This window comes from Oscillibacter sp. 1-3 (assembly GCF_000403435.2).
Lineage (GTDB): Bacteria > Bacillota > Clostridia > Oscillospirales > Oscillospiraceae > Oscillibacter.
The window spans coordinates 98,992-114,236 of sequence record NZ_KE159712.1 but is presented as its reverse complement, the minus strand read 5'-3'; the positions used below and the strand labels follow the sequence as shown (position 1 = coordinate 114,236).

The window sequence follows — 15,245 nt, the reverse complement described above, 5'->3', positions numbered from 1 at the left end:
CAAACTGAAAATGAGTGTTCAAAAAAATTTCTGAAAACCCCTTAATTTTCTGAATAGACCGCCGATGATAAAGGTGTAGACAGCAAAGCCCTCTGGTTCGTAAAAGGTACACCATAACAAAATCAGAAGCGCTGTCTCAAGAGCAGAATTTGAGGGGGGAGACGGCCGGATGTATGGAAAAGGCGCTGCCAGGAAGGGCGGGAAGACGCAGTACACCACGATCAAGGTGCGTCTTGAGCCCACGGCGGAGCAGGCGGAGCTGTTTGAAAAAACCTTCGGATGCTGCCGCTACATCTGGAACCAGATGCTGGCAGACCAGCAGCGCTTCTACGCCGAGACGGACGCCCACTTTATTCCGACGCCGGCGAAGTACAAAAAAGAGGCGCCTTTTTTGAAAGAGGTCGATAATCAGGCCCTCATTCAGGAGCACAACAAGCTCTCTCAGGCCTTTCGTGTGTTCTTCAAAAATCCGGAGTCCTTCGGATACCCCCATTTCAAAAGGAAAAAGAACGACCGGGACTCCTTCACGGCCTGCAACCATGTGTTTGAATCCGGCCCCACCATCTACCTGACGAAAAACGGCATCCGCATGACCAAGGCCGGAATCGTCCGGGCCAGATTCCACCGCCGGCCCCAAAACGGTTGGGATCTCAAGCGGATCACTGTGGAGAAGACGCGCGCGGGGAAGTATTACTGCTGCATCCTGTACGCGTATGCGGCGGAAGAGCCGGAGCCCGTCGTTCCGGCCCCCGAGACGACGGTGGGACTGAACTACTCCGTTTCGCATTTCTATGCGGCGGACGACGGCAGCACGGCAGATCCCCCCCGGTGGATGAAGCAGTCGCAGGAAAAGCTGGTCAGACTGCAGCGGCGGCTGAGCCGGATGCAGCCCGGCTCCCAAAATTACCGGGAGGCGGTCCGGAAGTACCGTTTGCTGCATGAGCACATCGCCAACCAGCGTCTCGACTTTGTACACAAGGAATCCCGGCGGATAGCCAACGCCTGGGAGGCCGTGTGCGTGCGGGGGGACGACTTGGGAGATATTGCCCGGAAGCTGGTCTATGGGAACGCGCTGGAGTCCGGATACGGGATGTTCCGGGAGTGCCTGCGCTACAAGCTGGAGCGGCAGGGAAAGCCCCTCATCGTGGTGGACCGTTACGCTCCCACCGCGCGGACCTGCTCCGCCTGCGGACTGGTGCGGGATGCCGTCGGGCTGAAAGAGGATCTCTGGACCTGCCCGAAGTGCGGCGCAGCGCACCGGCGGGAGGTCAATGCGGCGAAAAACATCAAGGCCCAGGGACTGGCCCGGTATTTTGGCAGTCAGGAACGGCGCGTCAGCGCCTGATCACCCGATAGAAAACCCAGAGCTATGCCGGCCGGGACGCCGGTGAAAGCCCATGGTTCCGGTTGGGAGAACGCTGATTGAAGCGGAATTGAATGACAGCTCTGTTTCAATCAGCGTTTTCCGGACCGCGGAGTGGGAAACGAGCGGATATGTGCGCATGTCCAAAGCCTGGAAACAGGGGTCCACAATATTATGACGATGACAACCGTACAGAAAAAACGGTGATGCGAAGGAGCGCACACCGGAATGCGCTGAAGGAGAATCGTATGCTGAAATTATCTCTGCTTCCCGAGGAATATCTGGTCATCAACGAGAACATTGTCGTCCAGCTGACGCGCATTGCGGGCGGAAGGGCCGGTTTGGCCGTCCACGCCGGGCGGGAGATCCCGATTGTGCGGGGCACGGTGCTGGAGCAGCAGGGGAGGGAGCGGCCCGCCTGTCTGCTGCCGCCCTCCGGGAAAAAGGGGCGGTACTACCGCGATCAGATTTTCCGCTGGAATGACGACCGGGAGAAGGCCGTGCGGAAGATGAAGCAGACGATAGAGCGGCTGGAGGAGAAGGGCTGCGGCGAGGAGGCGGAAATACTCCGCACGCAGCTTGAGCGCGTGATTCCCGCCTTTTGGGAGGAGGACCTTGCGGCCCCATAATTTACGATTTCACCCGGTTGCGCGAACCGGCTGAAATACAGTCCCGCGCCACGCCCTGGCAGTCTGGCCAGATACCAGGAAACGGGCGCTCCACACCAGCGCCGGTAAAAGGAAGCTCCGGCGCGCCGGAAACGCATAACCCGAAAACATTTTATTGAAAGGAAGCATTAAAATGAGGATTCAACACAACATTATGGCGATGAGCGCCTACCGCAACTACAACACCAACACTTCTGCGCTGAGCAAGAACCTGGAGAAGCTGAGCTCTGGTTATAAGATCAACCGCGCTGGCGACGACGCCGCGGGCCTGGCTATTTCCGAGAAGATGCGCGCTCAGATCACCGGCCTGAACGCCGCCCAGAAGAACGTGAAGGACGGCATCTCCCTGGTGAAGACCGCTGAGGGCGCCATGCAGGAGATCCAGGACATGCTCAACCGCATGGACTATCTGGCCACCCAGTCCGCCAACGGCACCTATCAGGACGAGGTGGACCGCGAGAACCTGCAGAAGGAAGTCAACCAGCTGCTGGACGAAATCGACCGTATCGCCGACAGCGCCAACTTCAACGGCATCAAGCTGCTGGACGGCTCTCTGGACGCCGACGCCAAGCCCGTCACCACCACCACGGTTGCGCTGGGCAGCATGACCGCTCTGGGCGAAGACAAGCTGCTGGGCAGCGGCACCACCGGTCCAATCGGTACCGATACCGTCACTTATGTGGAGGGCAAGGAAGTCCAGAAGACCAAGCTGGAGATCGACACCTCCAAGCTGGAGTGGACGGGCGCTACTGCCGGCGACACCCTGACCATCACGGTTGCCGACAAGACTATCACTCTGACGGCTACCACTGCCAACGTTACTGACGGCAAGGTGGATATTGACGCCGCCCTCAAAACCGCGATTGGCAGCGGCACTACTGGAGCGAATTTGTCCGGTGCCGCGCAGCCCGCCGATTTCAATATCAACTATGCGGATGGCAAGATCACCATTGAGATGGCCGAAGATCCCACCGACGCGACTGACGATGCCGATCTGGACCCCAGCCTGAAGGTTACAACAAACCCAAGCGCCGGTGCTGTCAACACCCAGTGGAACGACGGCGCCCTGAACATGGTCCGCGGCCAGGTCGCGGTGGACGGCACGCCTGCCAACACCACCATCACCGCCGCCAACCTGGGCATCCAGGGAACCGGCAAGGATGACGGCGTTACCGTTGAAATCGACGGCAAGAGCTTCGTCATCGCCGTGGGCGACGACAGCAACTTCAAAGAGGTTGACGGTGCTACTGTTGTAAATGTCAAGGATACCGATAGTGCCGAGATTGTGATGGAGAAGCTGGCCAACGCCATCAACGGCGCGGGCACCGTGTGGAGCGCCGGCGTCAACACCAACGGCGAGCTGACCCTGGCCCAGACGGACACCAGCGACGCGGCCAAGAACGAGCTCTTCAAGACCCGCGAGGGCATCGCCGGCACCATCAAGACCGGCAAGGCCATTGCCAACACCACGACCACGGAGATCTCCGACCTGCAGAAGAACGCCAAGTCCCTGCAGCTGCAGATCGGCGACACCTCCGACAGCTTCAACCAGCTGCAGGTCAAGGTGGGCGACATGCACAGAACCGCTCTGGGCCTGAACGGCCTGAACATCGGCACTGCGCAGGACGCCTCCAACGCCATTCAGAAGATTAAGGACGCCATTAACCAGGTCTCCTCTGTCCGCGGCGATCTGGGCGCCACCCAGAACCGTCTGGAGCACACCGCCAACAACCTGAGCGTCATGGCGGAGAACATCCAGGACGCCGAGTCCACCATCCGCGACACCGACGTTGCCGAGGAGATGATGGCCTACACCAAGAACAACATCCTGGTTCAGTCCGCCCAGGCCATGCTGGCCCAGGCCAACGCTGTTCCCCAGGGCGTGCTGCAGCTCCTCGGCTAATCAGCACGGATTGTTTTTGGAACAAACCGCATAGACCCAGCCAAAGCGGGGCGGGCTTTTGGCCCGCCCCGCTTCCATGCCGTTGGGAAAACCGCCGTTTCGGCGGCGGTTTTCCCAGCAACACGGAAGAATGTGGGAGAGAGATGTTATGGAGAAAAAGCCTGTTTTATCCATCGGCATTATGTTTAAGAATGAGATCCGCTGTCTGGAACGGTGTTTGAAGTCCCTCCGGCCCCTGCGGGAGGCCATCCCCTGCGAGGTGGTAATGGCTGACACCGGCTCCACGGACGGAAGCCGGGCGGTGGCGGAGCAGTATGCGGATATTTTGATCGATTTTCCCTGGCGCAATGACTTTGCCGCCGCCCGAAATGCCATTTTGGACCGCTGCTCCGGAAGCTGGTGCCTCACTGTGGACGCTGACGAGTGGCTGGATGAGGATATATCGGAACTGACAGCCTTTCTGCGCAGCTGGGACGGAAGGCCGTATGTGCTGGGCGCGGTGGTTGTCAGAAATTACAGCACTTATGATTTTAGCGGCTCGTACCTGGACTTTTTTGCAACCCGTCTGGCCTGTATGGCGGAGGGGCCGCGCTATGTGGGGGCGATCCACGAGCGCTGGGAGTGGCCCGGCAGGGAGGTCCCGAATACGCTTTTGCGGCATACGGTTTTGCACCACGACGGATATGTGGAGATGAACACAAACGGAGAGGCGGGCCGCAGGAAGCAGGCGCGGAACATGACGCTGCTGCGGGAGAAGCTGAAACGGGAGCCGGAGAATCTGATGGTTTACCTCCAGATGGTGGAGAGCGGCCGGAACGAGCCGGACTATCTGGACATTCTCCGCCAGGCCGTGAAGCTGGTGGAGGAGAGAAAGCCCTATTGGGAGATGCTGGGCCCGCCAATTCTGCGCTACGCCGTGACCCTCGCCGGGATCAACAAGCTGCCGGAGCGCGGCGAGTGGATTCAAAAGGCGGAGGAGTGGTTCCCCAATTCCGCCTTTATTCAGATAGACGTGGCCTTCCAGGCTTTTTCCTACTTCCTGGAGCGGGATGAATTTGAGGAGGCCGCCCGCCGGGGTGAGATCTATTTGAAGGCCCTGGAGGAGGACCGGGCGGGCCGTTTGGACCCCTCCGCGCGTCTGCGCAGCGCGGTCCAGTCAGCCGCGCCGCTGAAAGAGCAGGCCATGAAAATTGCCCTGGCGGATGCTTACCGAAACCTGGAGCGGGCGGAGGAAGCCCGTGAACTGCTGATGTGCCTGGATTTTTCCGCGCTGGATCAGGGCACCACGGGAAAACTGGCCCAGGCGCTGATGAATTTGCAGATGAATACCAGGATAGATACCGCCGGCCTGGCCGCCGCCGTCTGGGATGGAATCTCCGCACCGCTTCCGGACAGAAAGAGGGCGAAAGAGCGGAAGCGAATCCTCTGTGAGACGATGCTCCCGGCCTTTCGAGCTGAAAACAGGGAAAGGGAAGAGGAGAAATCATTCTTTTTCCGGCATACATATACCGTGCTGCTGCCATTGACCGGCAAATGTGAGCTTGGAACTGCCGCCGCAATTCTGGAGACGGAGGACGTCTCCCGTTTAGAGCAGCTGCTCGCCACCGTGGAGGATTGGACCGTGTTTCCCCCGGAGGCCCTGGATCATGCCATCAGGCGCGGCGTCCGCTTCCCGCTAAAGGGCAGAACGCTGAATATCGAGATCATGGATCTGCTGGCCGCGGGGCTGGCCGGATGCGGGGATATTTTTGAACTGATCTCCTTAACCGGGGCCGTGTCAGCAGAAAATACGCAGGAGCTCTGCTGGAGCCGCGGGCTGGTGTTTGCGGCGATGCAGGAGTGGGAAGATGTCGAGCAGAAGATGGCGCTGGCCCGCCGATTTGTGGAGGTGGAGCGAGTTTTTTTGCCGCTGTGCTACGCCGGGGAGGTTCTGCGGGAGGAGCGGATCTTTGTCCTTCCGCCCATGCACCGATTCGGCTGGTATTGCGTCCAGGCATTTGACGCCCTGGACAGCGGAGACGCGCCGTCTTATGCGCGGCTTCTGCGGACGGGTCTTGCCTCCTGTGCGGCTATGATGCCCATGGTGGAGTTTTTGACTAAGAATACGCCGGAGCTTCAAACCCCGCCGCCCAGTCCGGAGTTACTGGCTCTGGCGGAGAAGGTCCGGACGGTTCTGGCGGCCTGTCCGGCGGATGATCCGGCGGTGACGGCGCTGAAGGCCAGCCCAGCATATCGGAAGGTGGCCCATCTGATTGAGAGGGATGAAATATGAAGGTCGTGATTCTGGCCGGAGGCCTGGGTACCCGCATCAGCGAGGAGAGTCATCTCAGGCCCAAGCCCATGATTGAAATCGGCGGTCAACCGATCCTGTGGCATATCATGAAGTACTACTCCTCCTTCGGCTTCCACGATTTCGTGATCTGCTGCGGCTATAAGGGCCATATCATCAAGGAGTACTTCGCGGATTACTATCTCTACCGCTCCGACGTGACCTTTGATTTTTCGGCAGAAAACCGAATGACCGTCCATGCCAATGTGGCGGAGCCCTGGCGAGTGACGCTGGTGGACACGGGATTAAACACCCAGACCGGCGCCCGGGTCAAACGGGTCAAGCGGTACATAGGAGATGAGACCTTTATGCTGACCTACGGCGACGGAGTCAGCGATGTGGACCTGCGCGCCCTGCTGGCGCAGCACCAAACCTCCGGCAAAACTGTGACGCTGACAGGCATCCAGCCCGGCGGGCGGTTCGGCGTGCTGGATCTGGACGAGGGGGGAACCACCGTATCCGGCTTCCGGGAGAAGGCCAGAGAGGACGGCGGTTGGATCAACGCCGGTTTTATGGTCATGGAGCCGGGCGTATTTGACTATCTCGGCGCCGAGGAGGCGTGCGTTTTGGAGCGTGCCCCCTTTGAGACCCTGGCGCGAGAGGGAAAGCTTGGCATTTACAAGCACGGCGGCTTCTGGCAGTGCATGGACACCCAGCGGGACAAGGGATTGCTGGAAAGCCTGTGGGCCGGCGAGCGCGCGCCCTGGAAAATTTGGGAGGAAGCCGTATGATCTCAGTCCTCATGCTGACCTACAATCGTGAGTCCCTGGTCCCCCGTGCCATTGAGAGCATTCTGAATCAGACGTATCACGACTTTGAGTTTATCATCGTAGACAACGGCTCTACAGATCGAAGCGGCTGGATTGCCGATACATATGCCGCGCGCGACGCCCGTATCCGGGTGATTCACCGGGAACGAGGCAACATCGGCGCAGGCCGCAATACTGCCTTGGACGCGGCAGGCGGTGAGTATATCGCCTTCATCGACGACGACGATTGGGCAGAGCCGGATTTTCTGGCATTTCTGCTGGAGCTGCTGACGGAACAGAACGCCGATGTGGCCATCTGCGGCGCGGCAGACAAGGTCTTTGATGAGAGGAGGGTCATGAATGCGGAGGAGGCTCTGATTGAGCTGATGTGGCGGAAAAAGTACACCATGGCCTTTCCCACCAAGCTTTTTCGGCGGCAGCTGATGGAGCGCCTGCGGTTTCCCGAGGAGGGGGCGTACGACGACATCGCCATGATGTACCGGCTGCTGGCGGAGGCGGAGCGGGTGGCGTACCACGGCCTTCCCAAGTACACCTTTTACCGGCACGAGGGCAACAATTCCGCCTGGACCACCGACCACCGGCGTTTAACGCCGGAGACGCTGGAGGAATATCTGGAGGCCTATCATACCCGCACCGCGTGGCTCGGCGGAAAATTTCCCGGCAGCGCGGCGGCGTTTCAATATTTCCAGTGGTCGTTCATGATTTCCATGGTGGAGAAAATTCACCGGCTGGAATTGCGGGACTGCGAGGGCCAGCTGGCGGCCATGACCCGGGAGCTGACGGCGAACCGGGCGGCGTTTTTGAACGCGCCGGAGACCTTACCCTTTGAAAAGGAGTGGATGGAGAAATATGTTACGGAGCAACCCGCCGCAGACCCTGCAAATTAAGCGGTTCTGCCTCCCTGTGACACTGCGCTGCAACCTGCGGTGCAGGCTGTGCGCGGAGCAGGCCCCCTATTACGAGACCCCCTATCATCCAACTCTTACGGATTTGTCAGCGCAGATTGACGCGCTGTTCCATACGGCGGACGGAATCGGCCTGTTTGATCTCACCGGCGGAGAGCCGCTGCTGCGGACGGACCTGCATCAGCTGATCCGTTATCTGCACGGACAGTACGGCCAGCGCATTGAAAAACTGCGGCTGACCACCAACGGCACCCTGATTCCCGGCGAACCGCTGCTGGAGAGTCTGAGGGGCTGGGGGGATCGGGTGTACGTGATTGTGGACCGCTACCGCATGTCGGCAAAGGCGCAGGAGGCGGCCCAGCGGCTGAGGGGCGCCGGGATTCCCTTTGAAGTGCGGGAGTACACGGATAATCCCCACTGCGACGGATGGGTGGATTACGGTGATTTCAGCCGGAAGCACAGCCCGGAGGCGGCACAGGCGCTGTTTTCCCGCTGCATGGTGCCAAAGCTGGACTTTTTTATCTGCATGGTGGACGGCATCCTGTTTCCCTGTGCCAGAGCCAGGCTGCTGTATGAGCAGGGGATTGCAGCGGACTGCCTGGAGATTGCCCGCCCTGGGCGGACGAAGAAGGCGCGCCGGGAGGATCTGCGGGAGTTTTTGAGCCGGTCTGCTCTTGATTCCTGCGCGTACTGCAACGGACTGTGCGCGGACAGCCAAAGGTTTCTGCCGGCAGAGCAGCTGGAGCGGAGTGCCAATGGGCAGAAAGGAGATTGATACCATATGTACTCATTTTCCAACAAAGCGGAGTTTGGGGAGATTGTCCGGCCGGACTTAAAGCAATACGGCGGCCGGCTGATTCTCTACGGTGCGGGAAAAGTGGCCGAGGTGGTGGACTATGTGCTGCGGCAGCGGGGAATTGAATACCTCTGCTTCTGCGACACCTATCGGGCCGGGGGAACTCACTGCGGCCATCCGGTGATCTCACCGGAGGAGCTGGAGCGGGACTACCCGGGCGTGCCGGTACTGATTACCACTATCCATCACCGCAGCATAGTGGAACTGCTGGAGGCGCATAAGCCCCGTGAAATATTGGACAGCGTTCCGCTGTTGGTAGACGTCGACTTTTCCGGCTGGGGGAAAACTGGAGAGCGAATGACGGAGGAGTGGGCGGTGCGGACGATTACGTCCTATCTGATTACCATGCTCTCGGCTCAGAAACCTGTTCATTTTCAAGAGTTGACAGTTTACCTAACCCAAAAGTGTAATCTGCGCTGCCTGGACTGTTCGGCCATGGTTCCCTACTATGTATCCCCCAAACATTATGAACCAGAAATCATCACTCGGTCCCTTGAAAATCTGCTGTCGTATGCCGGGGTACAATTCCATGAAATCTCTCTGCTGGGCGGGGAGACACTGTTGTATCCTGACCTGGAAAAAGTTTTGGAATTTTCCCTTTCCATCAGTAAAAATGAACAGGTTTCCATTGTTACAAACGGAACTCTGATCCCAAAGGAGAACCTGATTCCCCTGATGCAGCATCCCAGATTTTTTGCGCGAATCAGCGATTACGGCACATTATCAATTAGAAAGCGAGAATTGATAGAATTTTTTGAAAAGAACAGTATTAAGTATGAATTGGATAATTATGTAGAATGGTACGAAAACCGGCAGCATTTAATTGACCCATGCAGCGAGGAAGAGGCTGCTCGAAAATATAAGGCTTGTACAGGAATAAAGTACCGGGTATTGTCAAACGGCTTTTTCTTTCCGTGCTGCAAGGCCGCACATCTGTGTCAGTTGGGGATTTTTCATGCAACGCCGGAGAACAGCATTGACTGTTTGTCGCCAGACGGATTGCATGAACGGCTTCGTGTGGGATTGCAGCGCTTTGAAGAGGGGAGCCATATTGATATTTGCCATCGCTGTTACGGAACGCCGCAAATACATCCAGATAAAATGGTTTCTCCAGCGGTTCAGACAGCGGGACTGCTCCATCTATTATGAAAGAGAGGTATTTTTATGCGGTACATCTATGAGCATATGGAGGATTTTGAAGGAGTTGTATTTCCGGACTTTAAGCAGCATAGCGGAAATCTGATTTTGCATGGTGCCGGAATTAACGGCGCGCTCTGTGCCTTTACATTGGAAAAGATGGGAGTGGAATTTCTCTGTTTCAGTGACAACGACCCCTCGAAACAAAATACTGAGTATATCGGACATCCCGTCTATTCCCCGGCGGAGTGCAGCCGCCGCTTTCCCAATGCAGCTATATTGTTTGAAGCATATACTCTGGATAAGGACAGTATTGAGGAGCTAAACGCCTTGGGTTATCAGACAATACTGTTTCCAATTCCGTTGCTGTTGAATATGGATTGTAATGCGGCTGCCGCTTTCATTACAAGGCATCTAAACCGCGAGGACGAGAGCTATTCCTTCCGGGACGAAGTAGATTCCTTTCAGGTATATGAGTGGATTGACGAATACATGATTCGCGGCGTTGGCTATGTAACCCAAAAACAGATGATGAGCCGGTCTATCAATTTGGATTTAACAGATCAATGCACTCTCCGCTGCAAAAATTGTCTTGCCCTGAAACCCTATTTCACAAACCGTACAGAAATGCCCTGGGAACAAACCGAACAGGTAATTGATCATTTGCTTTCTTTGAAATGGTTCCGCAGGTTCCATGTCATGGGCGGTGAACCCTTCCTCTGCACATATCTGGACAAGGCCTTGGAGATGCTATGTGCATCACCGGAAGTGGAGCATATCAATATCCTGACAAACGGAACTGTAATTCCAAGCGAAGCTGTGCTAAAGCAGCTGGAGAATCCCAAAATTGTAATCCGGGTTTCCTATTATGGCGAATTATCAAAAAACTATCGAAAATTGGAGGATATATGTTTTCAGCGGAATATTAAAGTCCGGGTTCATGCGCAGCGTTGGAAAGATATTGGGCGGGCGCTGGAGACGGTCAGTGATGAACAGCAGACAAAAGAACGTTACAATCGCTGCTGCCAGCCAGCCGGCGCATTCTTTTATACTCTGCATGGAAAAGTTTCTATTTGTCCTTTTGCTGCCAATACATATGCTTTGGGAATGTATGAATCCGACGGCGAAGATGTTGTTGATCTTTTGAATATTGATTCGCCGGAAGCTTTGTTTGAGCGGTTGAACGCGCTCTACTGGAGAAAGAACCCTTTAACCGCCTGCTATTACTGTAATGGCTGGCTCTCCTACGATACAAAACCCGTGCCTGTGGCGGTGCAGTATGAGGCCGGTGAACAGCCGGTTCTGCCCTCTTATACGGAGAAAAAGGCGTGAGAGCAGTTGCGCGTGCAGGGGAGCTTTTGCGGCAGGGACAAAAAGTCATTATCTACGATTGCGGCGGGGATGCGGCGTTACTGGCCCTTTCTGGGCTGGATGGGCATTTTGGTCTCCGGCCAACAGCGCTGTCTGACAGCAGTCCGGTACTATGGGGAAAGAAACTGGATGGAATGTCTATTATTTCTCCGCGCGATGCCGCAGAACAATTTCCGGATGCGTGGTGGCTTGTCACAAATTTCCTGAACAGGGCCGCTGGTATCCAGTTTCTCATCGGGCTTGGCATCATTCCGGAAAAAATTATAAACTATGTCCCATATGAACGCCGCACAAGTTGCCGGTACCTGGAAAATTATCTGCATACAGACGATACGGGTCTTTGTTTTTGCTGTGATGCAATTGGAAGGGCTACACCTCCCCGTATAGAAGCAACAGCCTCTGCCAATGTTGAACAGCTTGTTTTAATCGAGAATCAACTTCGGCAGAATACCATCCAGCAATTGGGAAACGGTACATCGTGTGACTTTTGCAGCGATATGAAAGAATCCTTTTTCCCAAAGGCACGAAAAATTGAAATGATAAACTTCGGCGGCGGCGGCATTTGTAATTTTCAGTGCTGTTACTGTATTGCCTCTGCAAAAAACAAACCAAAACTGCAAAACGGTCTGGACTTTGTTCAGGTATTTTCTGCGTATAACCAGGCAGGAATGCTGTCTGAGGACATTCACGTCCAGTTTAACAGCGGAGAGATCGGCGTTCACCCAAAGCGGGCGGAAATGTTCCATGCCCTTGGAGACGCCACCGTGTCGGTTTTGACCAACAGCTCTGTCTATGTTCCTGAAATCGCGGAAAAGTTGAGATATGGCGATGCAATTGTCAACACTTCGTTGGATGCGGGTACCCGCGGCACCTTTCGCCGTGTAAAAGGCACAGATGCATGGGAGAGGGTCTGCGATAATCTGCGCCGTTACGCGGCAATCCGAAAGAGCAGCATTGTACTGAAATATATTTTCCTTCCGGGAATCAATGACACGCCTGCGGAGATAGACGGTTTTCTTCAAATCTGCAAGGAGACCGCCGGGGCCGTGCAGCTTTCCAGCGAAATTTACCACCCGGAGCGGATAACCGGCGCGACGCGGCGTGCCTTTCAGTACATGCGGGAATCATTGGAGCAAGAGGGAATCCTGTACCGCATATCCGCCGGCGCGTTTTCAGACAGGAAGTGAGACAAATGGCCAGACACTATCTTCTCTACGGACACGGCGGCTCTTTTAACCACGGCTCTGAGGCCTCCGTCCGCTGTGACATTGCGCTTTTGCGCAAATACTTCCCGGACTGCAGAATTACCCTGGCCTCCCATTTCCCGGAGCAGGACTGTCAATTCGGGCTGGATGCCGACGAGATTGTGGGCCGCAATTTGTCGGGCCGGACCAACGAGGAGATTTATGCCGCTGCGATTGAACGAATCACGCCGGAGACCGTCTGTCTCAGCGTGGGGGGAGATATGTACTGCTATCCAAACTGGCAGCGGTACGCGGCCATCCACTACGCAGCCCTGGAGCGGGGGGCGAGAAGCATTCTATGGAGCTGCTCCATAGAGCCGTCCATGCTGGACGGCTCTATGCTGCGGGCCCTGGACACGCACCATCTCATCACCGTCCGGGAGGGGCTTACCCTCCGGGCACTGCGGGAGTGTGGACTGACAAACGCGGTGCAGGTGGCGGACATCGCCTTCTCCCTGTCTTCCAACCCGACGCCCTGCGGCGCAGAGGGGGATTATGCAGTGCTGAACCTCAGTCCGCTGGTAATCCGCCGAAACCCTAAGATCCTGACTGCATTCCAGGCCCTGGTGCGGGAGATTCTGGAGCATACATCCTGGAATATTGCGCTGGTGCCCCATGTACTGGCCGCGGCGGACAATGACCGGGAGGCGCTGGAACCGCTGTACCAGAGCGGGGGCCGTATGTGGATGGCCCCGCCGGAGTTGAGCGCGGCGGAGTTGAAGTACATCATCTCAAAGGCCGGTCTCTGCGTGGCTTCCCGCACCCACGCCTGTGTTGCGGCATATTCGTCCTGTGTGCCGGCTTTGGCCATTGGGTACAGCGTGAAATCGGCGGGGATTGCCGCAGACCTGGGTCAGGAGGCATTTGTGCTGGATGCCGCCGCCCTGGACGCGCCGACGCTGCTGGATGCTTTCAACCGGCTGCGGCAGCGGGAGAGGGAAGTACGGCGAACGCTGGAGGAACGCATCCCCGCCTATGCGGAAACCGTATTCAATCCCGAAATTCTGGACGCGCTGCGGTAAATTCGTCCTGCATCGAGAGGAGGCGTTTTTTCATGGCGGCAGAGCGTACAAGCCGTATGGTGACAATCTATACCCAAGCCTATAATACAAAGCCCTATCTGGAGCAGTGCATCAGCAGCGTGCTGTCCCAGACTTACACCAATTTTGAGTATATTCTGGTTGACAACGGCTGCACGGACGGCTCTTCGGAGCTGATGGATGCCTTTGCGGCAAGAGACCCGCGCATCCGTTTAATCCACTACCGTGAGAACCAGCTTCCCCGCCCCCTCCGATTTGAACTTGCCCGTGAATATGCCGCAGGCGCTTACTATGCGGTTATCGATTCCGATGACTGGTGGGACCCGGACTATCTGGAGCGGCTGGTGGGTTTTTTAGAGGAAAACGACTTGGATATTGCGCTCACCGGGACGGCCAGCTATCTGGAAGCGTCTGGCCGCAGTTATATCCTGCGGAAGCTGGACCAGCGCCTTGTTCTAACCCGGGCACAGTTTGCACAGTACTATCCCCAGGTTTGGACGTTTCCCAGCACCTTCTGGGGCTCCGTTATAAAAACCGGGCTGTTTCAGGCTCTGGAGTATGCGGATATAGCGGAAAGAAATTACCCCTACGGCACGGATACCATGTTTATGCTTCGGTACATCGATTCCTGCGGCCGCATCGGGATTGACAATTCCGCCCTGTACCACTACCGTATCCGGCCCAGCAGCATCTCCTCCAAATATTCGCCTCTCCGTTTTGACGGAAATATTGCCTACTATGAGATCATAGAGTCCTTCTTAAAGAGATACCAGGCCCTTGATTCCACAAAGCAGGAGTGGTTGAAAAACGTCCATCTCCACTCTATGGCGGAGACCTTGGAGGCGCTGGAGCGGTCCAGCCTGTCCGTTGGCGAAAAGATGCGGGAATGCGCCCGCATTACCTCCCATCCCCTGACGCCGATGGCGCTGACCTACCGCGACCCCATCCGGGACAAATGGTATGATTTGGTGCGGAGCATTACGAGGCAGGCCTTGACCGGCGGAGCTTCCGCCGCCGATATATGCGCTGTGTTGAAGGTTATCTCTCCCCGGTGCTGCGCCGCCGCCCAAACGGAGTGCCTCGACCTCTTTTCCAGAGAGGCCGGGCTGCAGGCCGCGCTGCTGAAAGACGACTGGGACAGCCTGAGCGGTGGCATTATGGAGCTGATCGTACAGCGGAAGTACACGAAACAGTATTCCTTGGGAGAGCTGATACATAGCCTGGCGCCGGAGAATTCTCCGCTGCGGGAGACGGAAGACACCCGCTATTTCCGGGAGTATGCGGAAATATGCCTGTTTATCCTGTGTAAAAACTATCCGGCGGCTCTGGACCGGATGACAGAGCGGCTGCTGCGCGATGAGCCCCTGTACCGCAAGGAGTTCTTTTTGCAGGTATACCTCTCCGTCTCCGCACTGGCCGGCCATCCGGAGGCCTTTGTGTATGGAAAATTCCAGATGGCATGGCTGCTGCTGGAGGAAAAGCGGGCAGCGGAATGCCGGGTTCTCGTCGAAGAGCTGGAGGATATGGGCACTTCTGCCGGTGAGGAGCTGTCAGAACTGCGCCGCAAATTGGATATGATTTAGACGGAATACCCCTGCCCAATCTGACTAAATGATCAGGCTGGGCAGGGGTGTTGACTGTCTGTAACCCTATGGTATT

General features: G+C 56.6%; 12 protein-coding genes. All 12 read left to right on the top strand.

The genetic code is table 11. The features are described 5' to 3' along the window. The first annotated feature begins 169 nt into the window (after positions 1-169). The 12 genes from C816_RS20805 (at position 170) to C816_RS20750 (ending at position 15,169) form a co-directional block, all read left to right on the top strand. Positions 170-1,345, top strand: coding sequence for an RNA-guided endonuclease InsQ/TnpB family protein (locus C816_RS20805; protein ID WP_016324391.1), 1,176 nt, complete (start codon positions 170-172; stop codon positions 1,343-1,345). Positions 1,346-1,611: 266 nt separating this feature from the next. Beyond that, positions 1,612-1,992 (top strand): carbon storage regulator, encoded by a 381-nt coding sequence (locus C816_RS20800; protein ID WP_016324390.1) that lies wholly within the window; start codon positions 1,612-1,614, stop codon positions 1,990-1,992. 172 nt (positions 1,993-2,164) lie between these two features. Then, positions 2,165-3,934 carry a flagellin N-terminal helical domain-containing protein gene (locus C816_RS20795; RefSeq protein WP_016324389.1) on the top strand — a complete coding sequence of 590 codons (1,770 nt, stop codon included), beginning with the start codon at positions 2,165-2,167 and terminating at the stop codon, positions 3,932-3,934. A 130-nt stretch (positions 3,935-4,064) separates the two neighbouring features. Continuing rightward, positions 4,065-6,206: a glycosyltransferase gene (locus C816_RS20790; RefSeq protein ID WP_207636969.1), complete on the top strand. Its 2,142-nt coding sequence runs from the start codon at positions 4,065-4,067 to the stop codon at positions 6,204-6,206. Next, on the top strand, positions 6,203-6,994 hold the full coding sequence (gene rfbF, locus C816_RS20785; RefSeq protein WP_016323298.1) for a glucose-1-phosphate cytidylyltransferase: 792 nt from the start codon (positions 6,203-6,205) through the stop codon (positions 6,992-6,994). The genes C816_RS20790 and rfbF overlap by 4 nt, the downstream gene beginning before the upstream one ends. Further along, on the top strand, positions 6,991-7,920 hold the full coding sequence (locus C816_RS20780; RefSeq protein ID WP_016324387.1) for a glycosyltransferase family 2 protein: 930 nt from the start codon (positions 6,991-6,993) through the stop codon (positions 7,918-7,920). Before rfbF ends, C816_RS20780 begins: the two co-directional genes overlap by 4 nt. Then, the gene (locus C816_RS20775) at positions 7,883-8,713 is read left to right on the top strand and encodes a radical SAM protein (RefSeq protein WP_016324386.1); all 831 of its coding nucleotides are present in this window, start codon (positions 7,883-7,885) and stop codon (positions 8,711-8,713) included. The genes C816_RS20780 and C816_RS20775 overlap by 38 nt, the downstream gene beginning before the upstream one ends. A 6-nt stretch (positions 8,714-8,719) precedes the next feature. After that, the gene (locus C816_RS20770) at positions 8,720-9,943 is read left to right on the top strand and encodes a radical SAM protein (protein WP_016324385.1); all 1,224 of its coding nucleotides are present in this window, start codon (positions 8,720-8,722) and stop codon (positions 9,941-9,943) included. Between the two features lie 15 nt (positions 9,944-9,958). Continuing rightward, on the top strand, positions 9,959-11,263 hold the full coding sequence (locus C816_RS20765; RefSeq protein WP_016324384.1) for a radical SAM family protein: 1,305 nt from the start codon (positions 9,959-9,961) through the stop codon (positions 11,261-11,263). Beyond that, positions 11,260-12,489: a radical SAM protein gene (locus tag C816_RS20760; protein WP_040656417.1), complete on the top strand. Its 1,230-nt coding sequence runs from the start codon at positions 11,260-11,262 to the stop codon at positions 12,487-12,489. Before C816_RS20765 ends, C816_RS20760 begins: the two co-directional genes overlap by 4 nt. A gap of 5 nt (positions 12,490-12,494) precedes the next feature. Further along, positions 12,495-13,568, top strand: coding sequence for a polysaccharide pyruvyl transferase family protein (locus C816_RS20755; RefSeq protein WP_016324382.1), 1,074 nt, complete (start codon positions 12,495-12,497; stop codon positions 13,566-13,568). 56 nt (positions 13,569-13,624) lie between these two features. Beyond that, positions 13,625-15,169, top strand: a complete 1,545-nt coding sequence (locus tag C816_RS20750) for a glycosyltransferase family 2 protein (RefSeq protein WP_242832302.1) — start codon at positions 13,625-13,627, stop codon at positions 15,167-15,169. Positions 15,170-15,245: the final 76 nt, after the last annotated feature.

Coding starts and splice junctions, on each gene's coding strand:
- C816_RS20805 (WP_016324391.1), top strand. CDS start 170: ATGTATGGAAAAGGCGCTGCCAGGAAGGGCGGGAAGACGCAGTACACC.
- C816_RS20800 (WP_016324390.1), top strand. CDS start 1,612: ATGCTGAAATTATCTCTGCTTCCCGAGGAATATCTGGTCATCAACGAG.
- C816_RS20795 (WP_016324389.1), top strand. CDS start 2,165: ATGAGGATTCAACACAACATTATGGCGATGAGCGCCTACCGCAACTAC.
- C816_RS20790 (WP_207636969.1), top strand. CDS start 4,065: ATGTGGGAGAGAGATGTTATGGAGAAAAAGCCTGTTTTATCCATCGGC.
- rfbF (WP_016323298.1), top strand. CDS start 6,203: ATGAAGGTCGTGATTCTGGCCGGAGGCCTGGGTACCCGCATCAGCGAG.
- C816_RS20780 (WP_016324387.1), top strand. CDS start 6,991: ATGATCTCAGTCCTCATGCTGACCTACAATCGTGAGTCCCTGGTCCCC.
- C816_RS20775 (WP_016324386.1), top strand. CDS start 7,883: ATGTTACGGAGCAACCCGCCGCAGACCCTGCAAATTAAGCGGTTCTGC.
- C816_RS20770 (WP_016324385.1), top strand. CDS start 8,720: ATGTACTCATTTTCCAACAAAGCGGAGTTTGGGGAGATTGTCCGGCCG.
- C816_RS20765 (WP_016324384.1), top strand. CDS start 9,959: ATGCGGTACATCTATGAGCATATGGAGGATTTTGAAGGAGTTGTATTT.
- C816_RS20755 (WP_016324382.1), top strand. CDS start 12,495: ATGGCCAGACACTATCTTCTCTACGGACACGGCGGCTCTTTTAACCAC.
- C816_RS20750 (WP_242832302.1), top strand. CDS start 13,625: ATGGTGACAATCTATACCCAAGCCTATAATACAAAGCCCTATCTGGAG.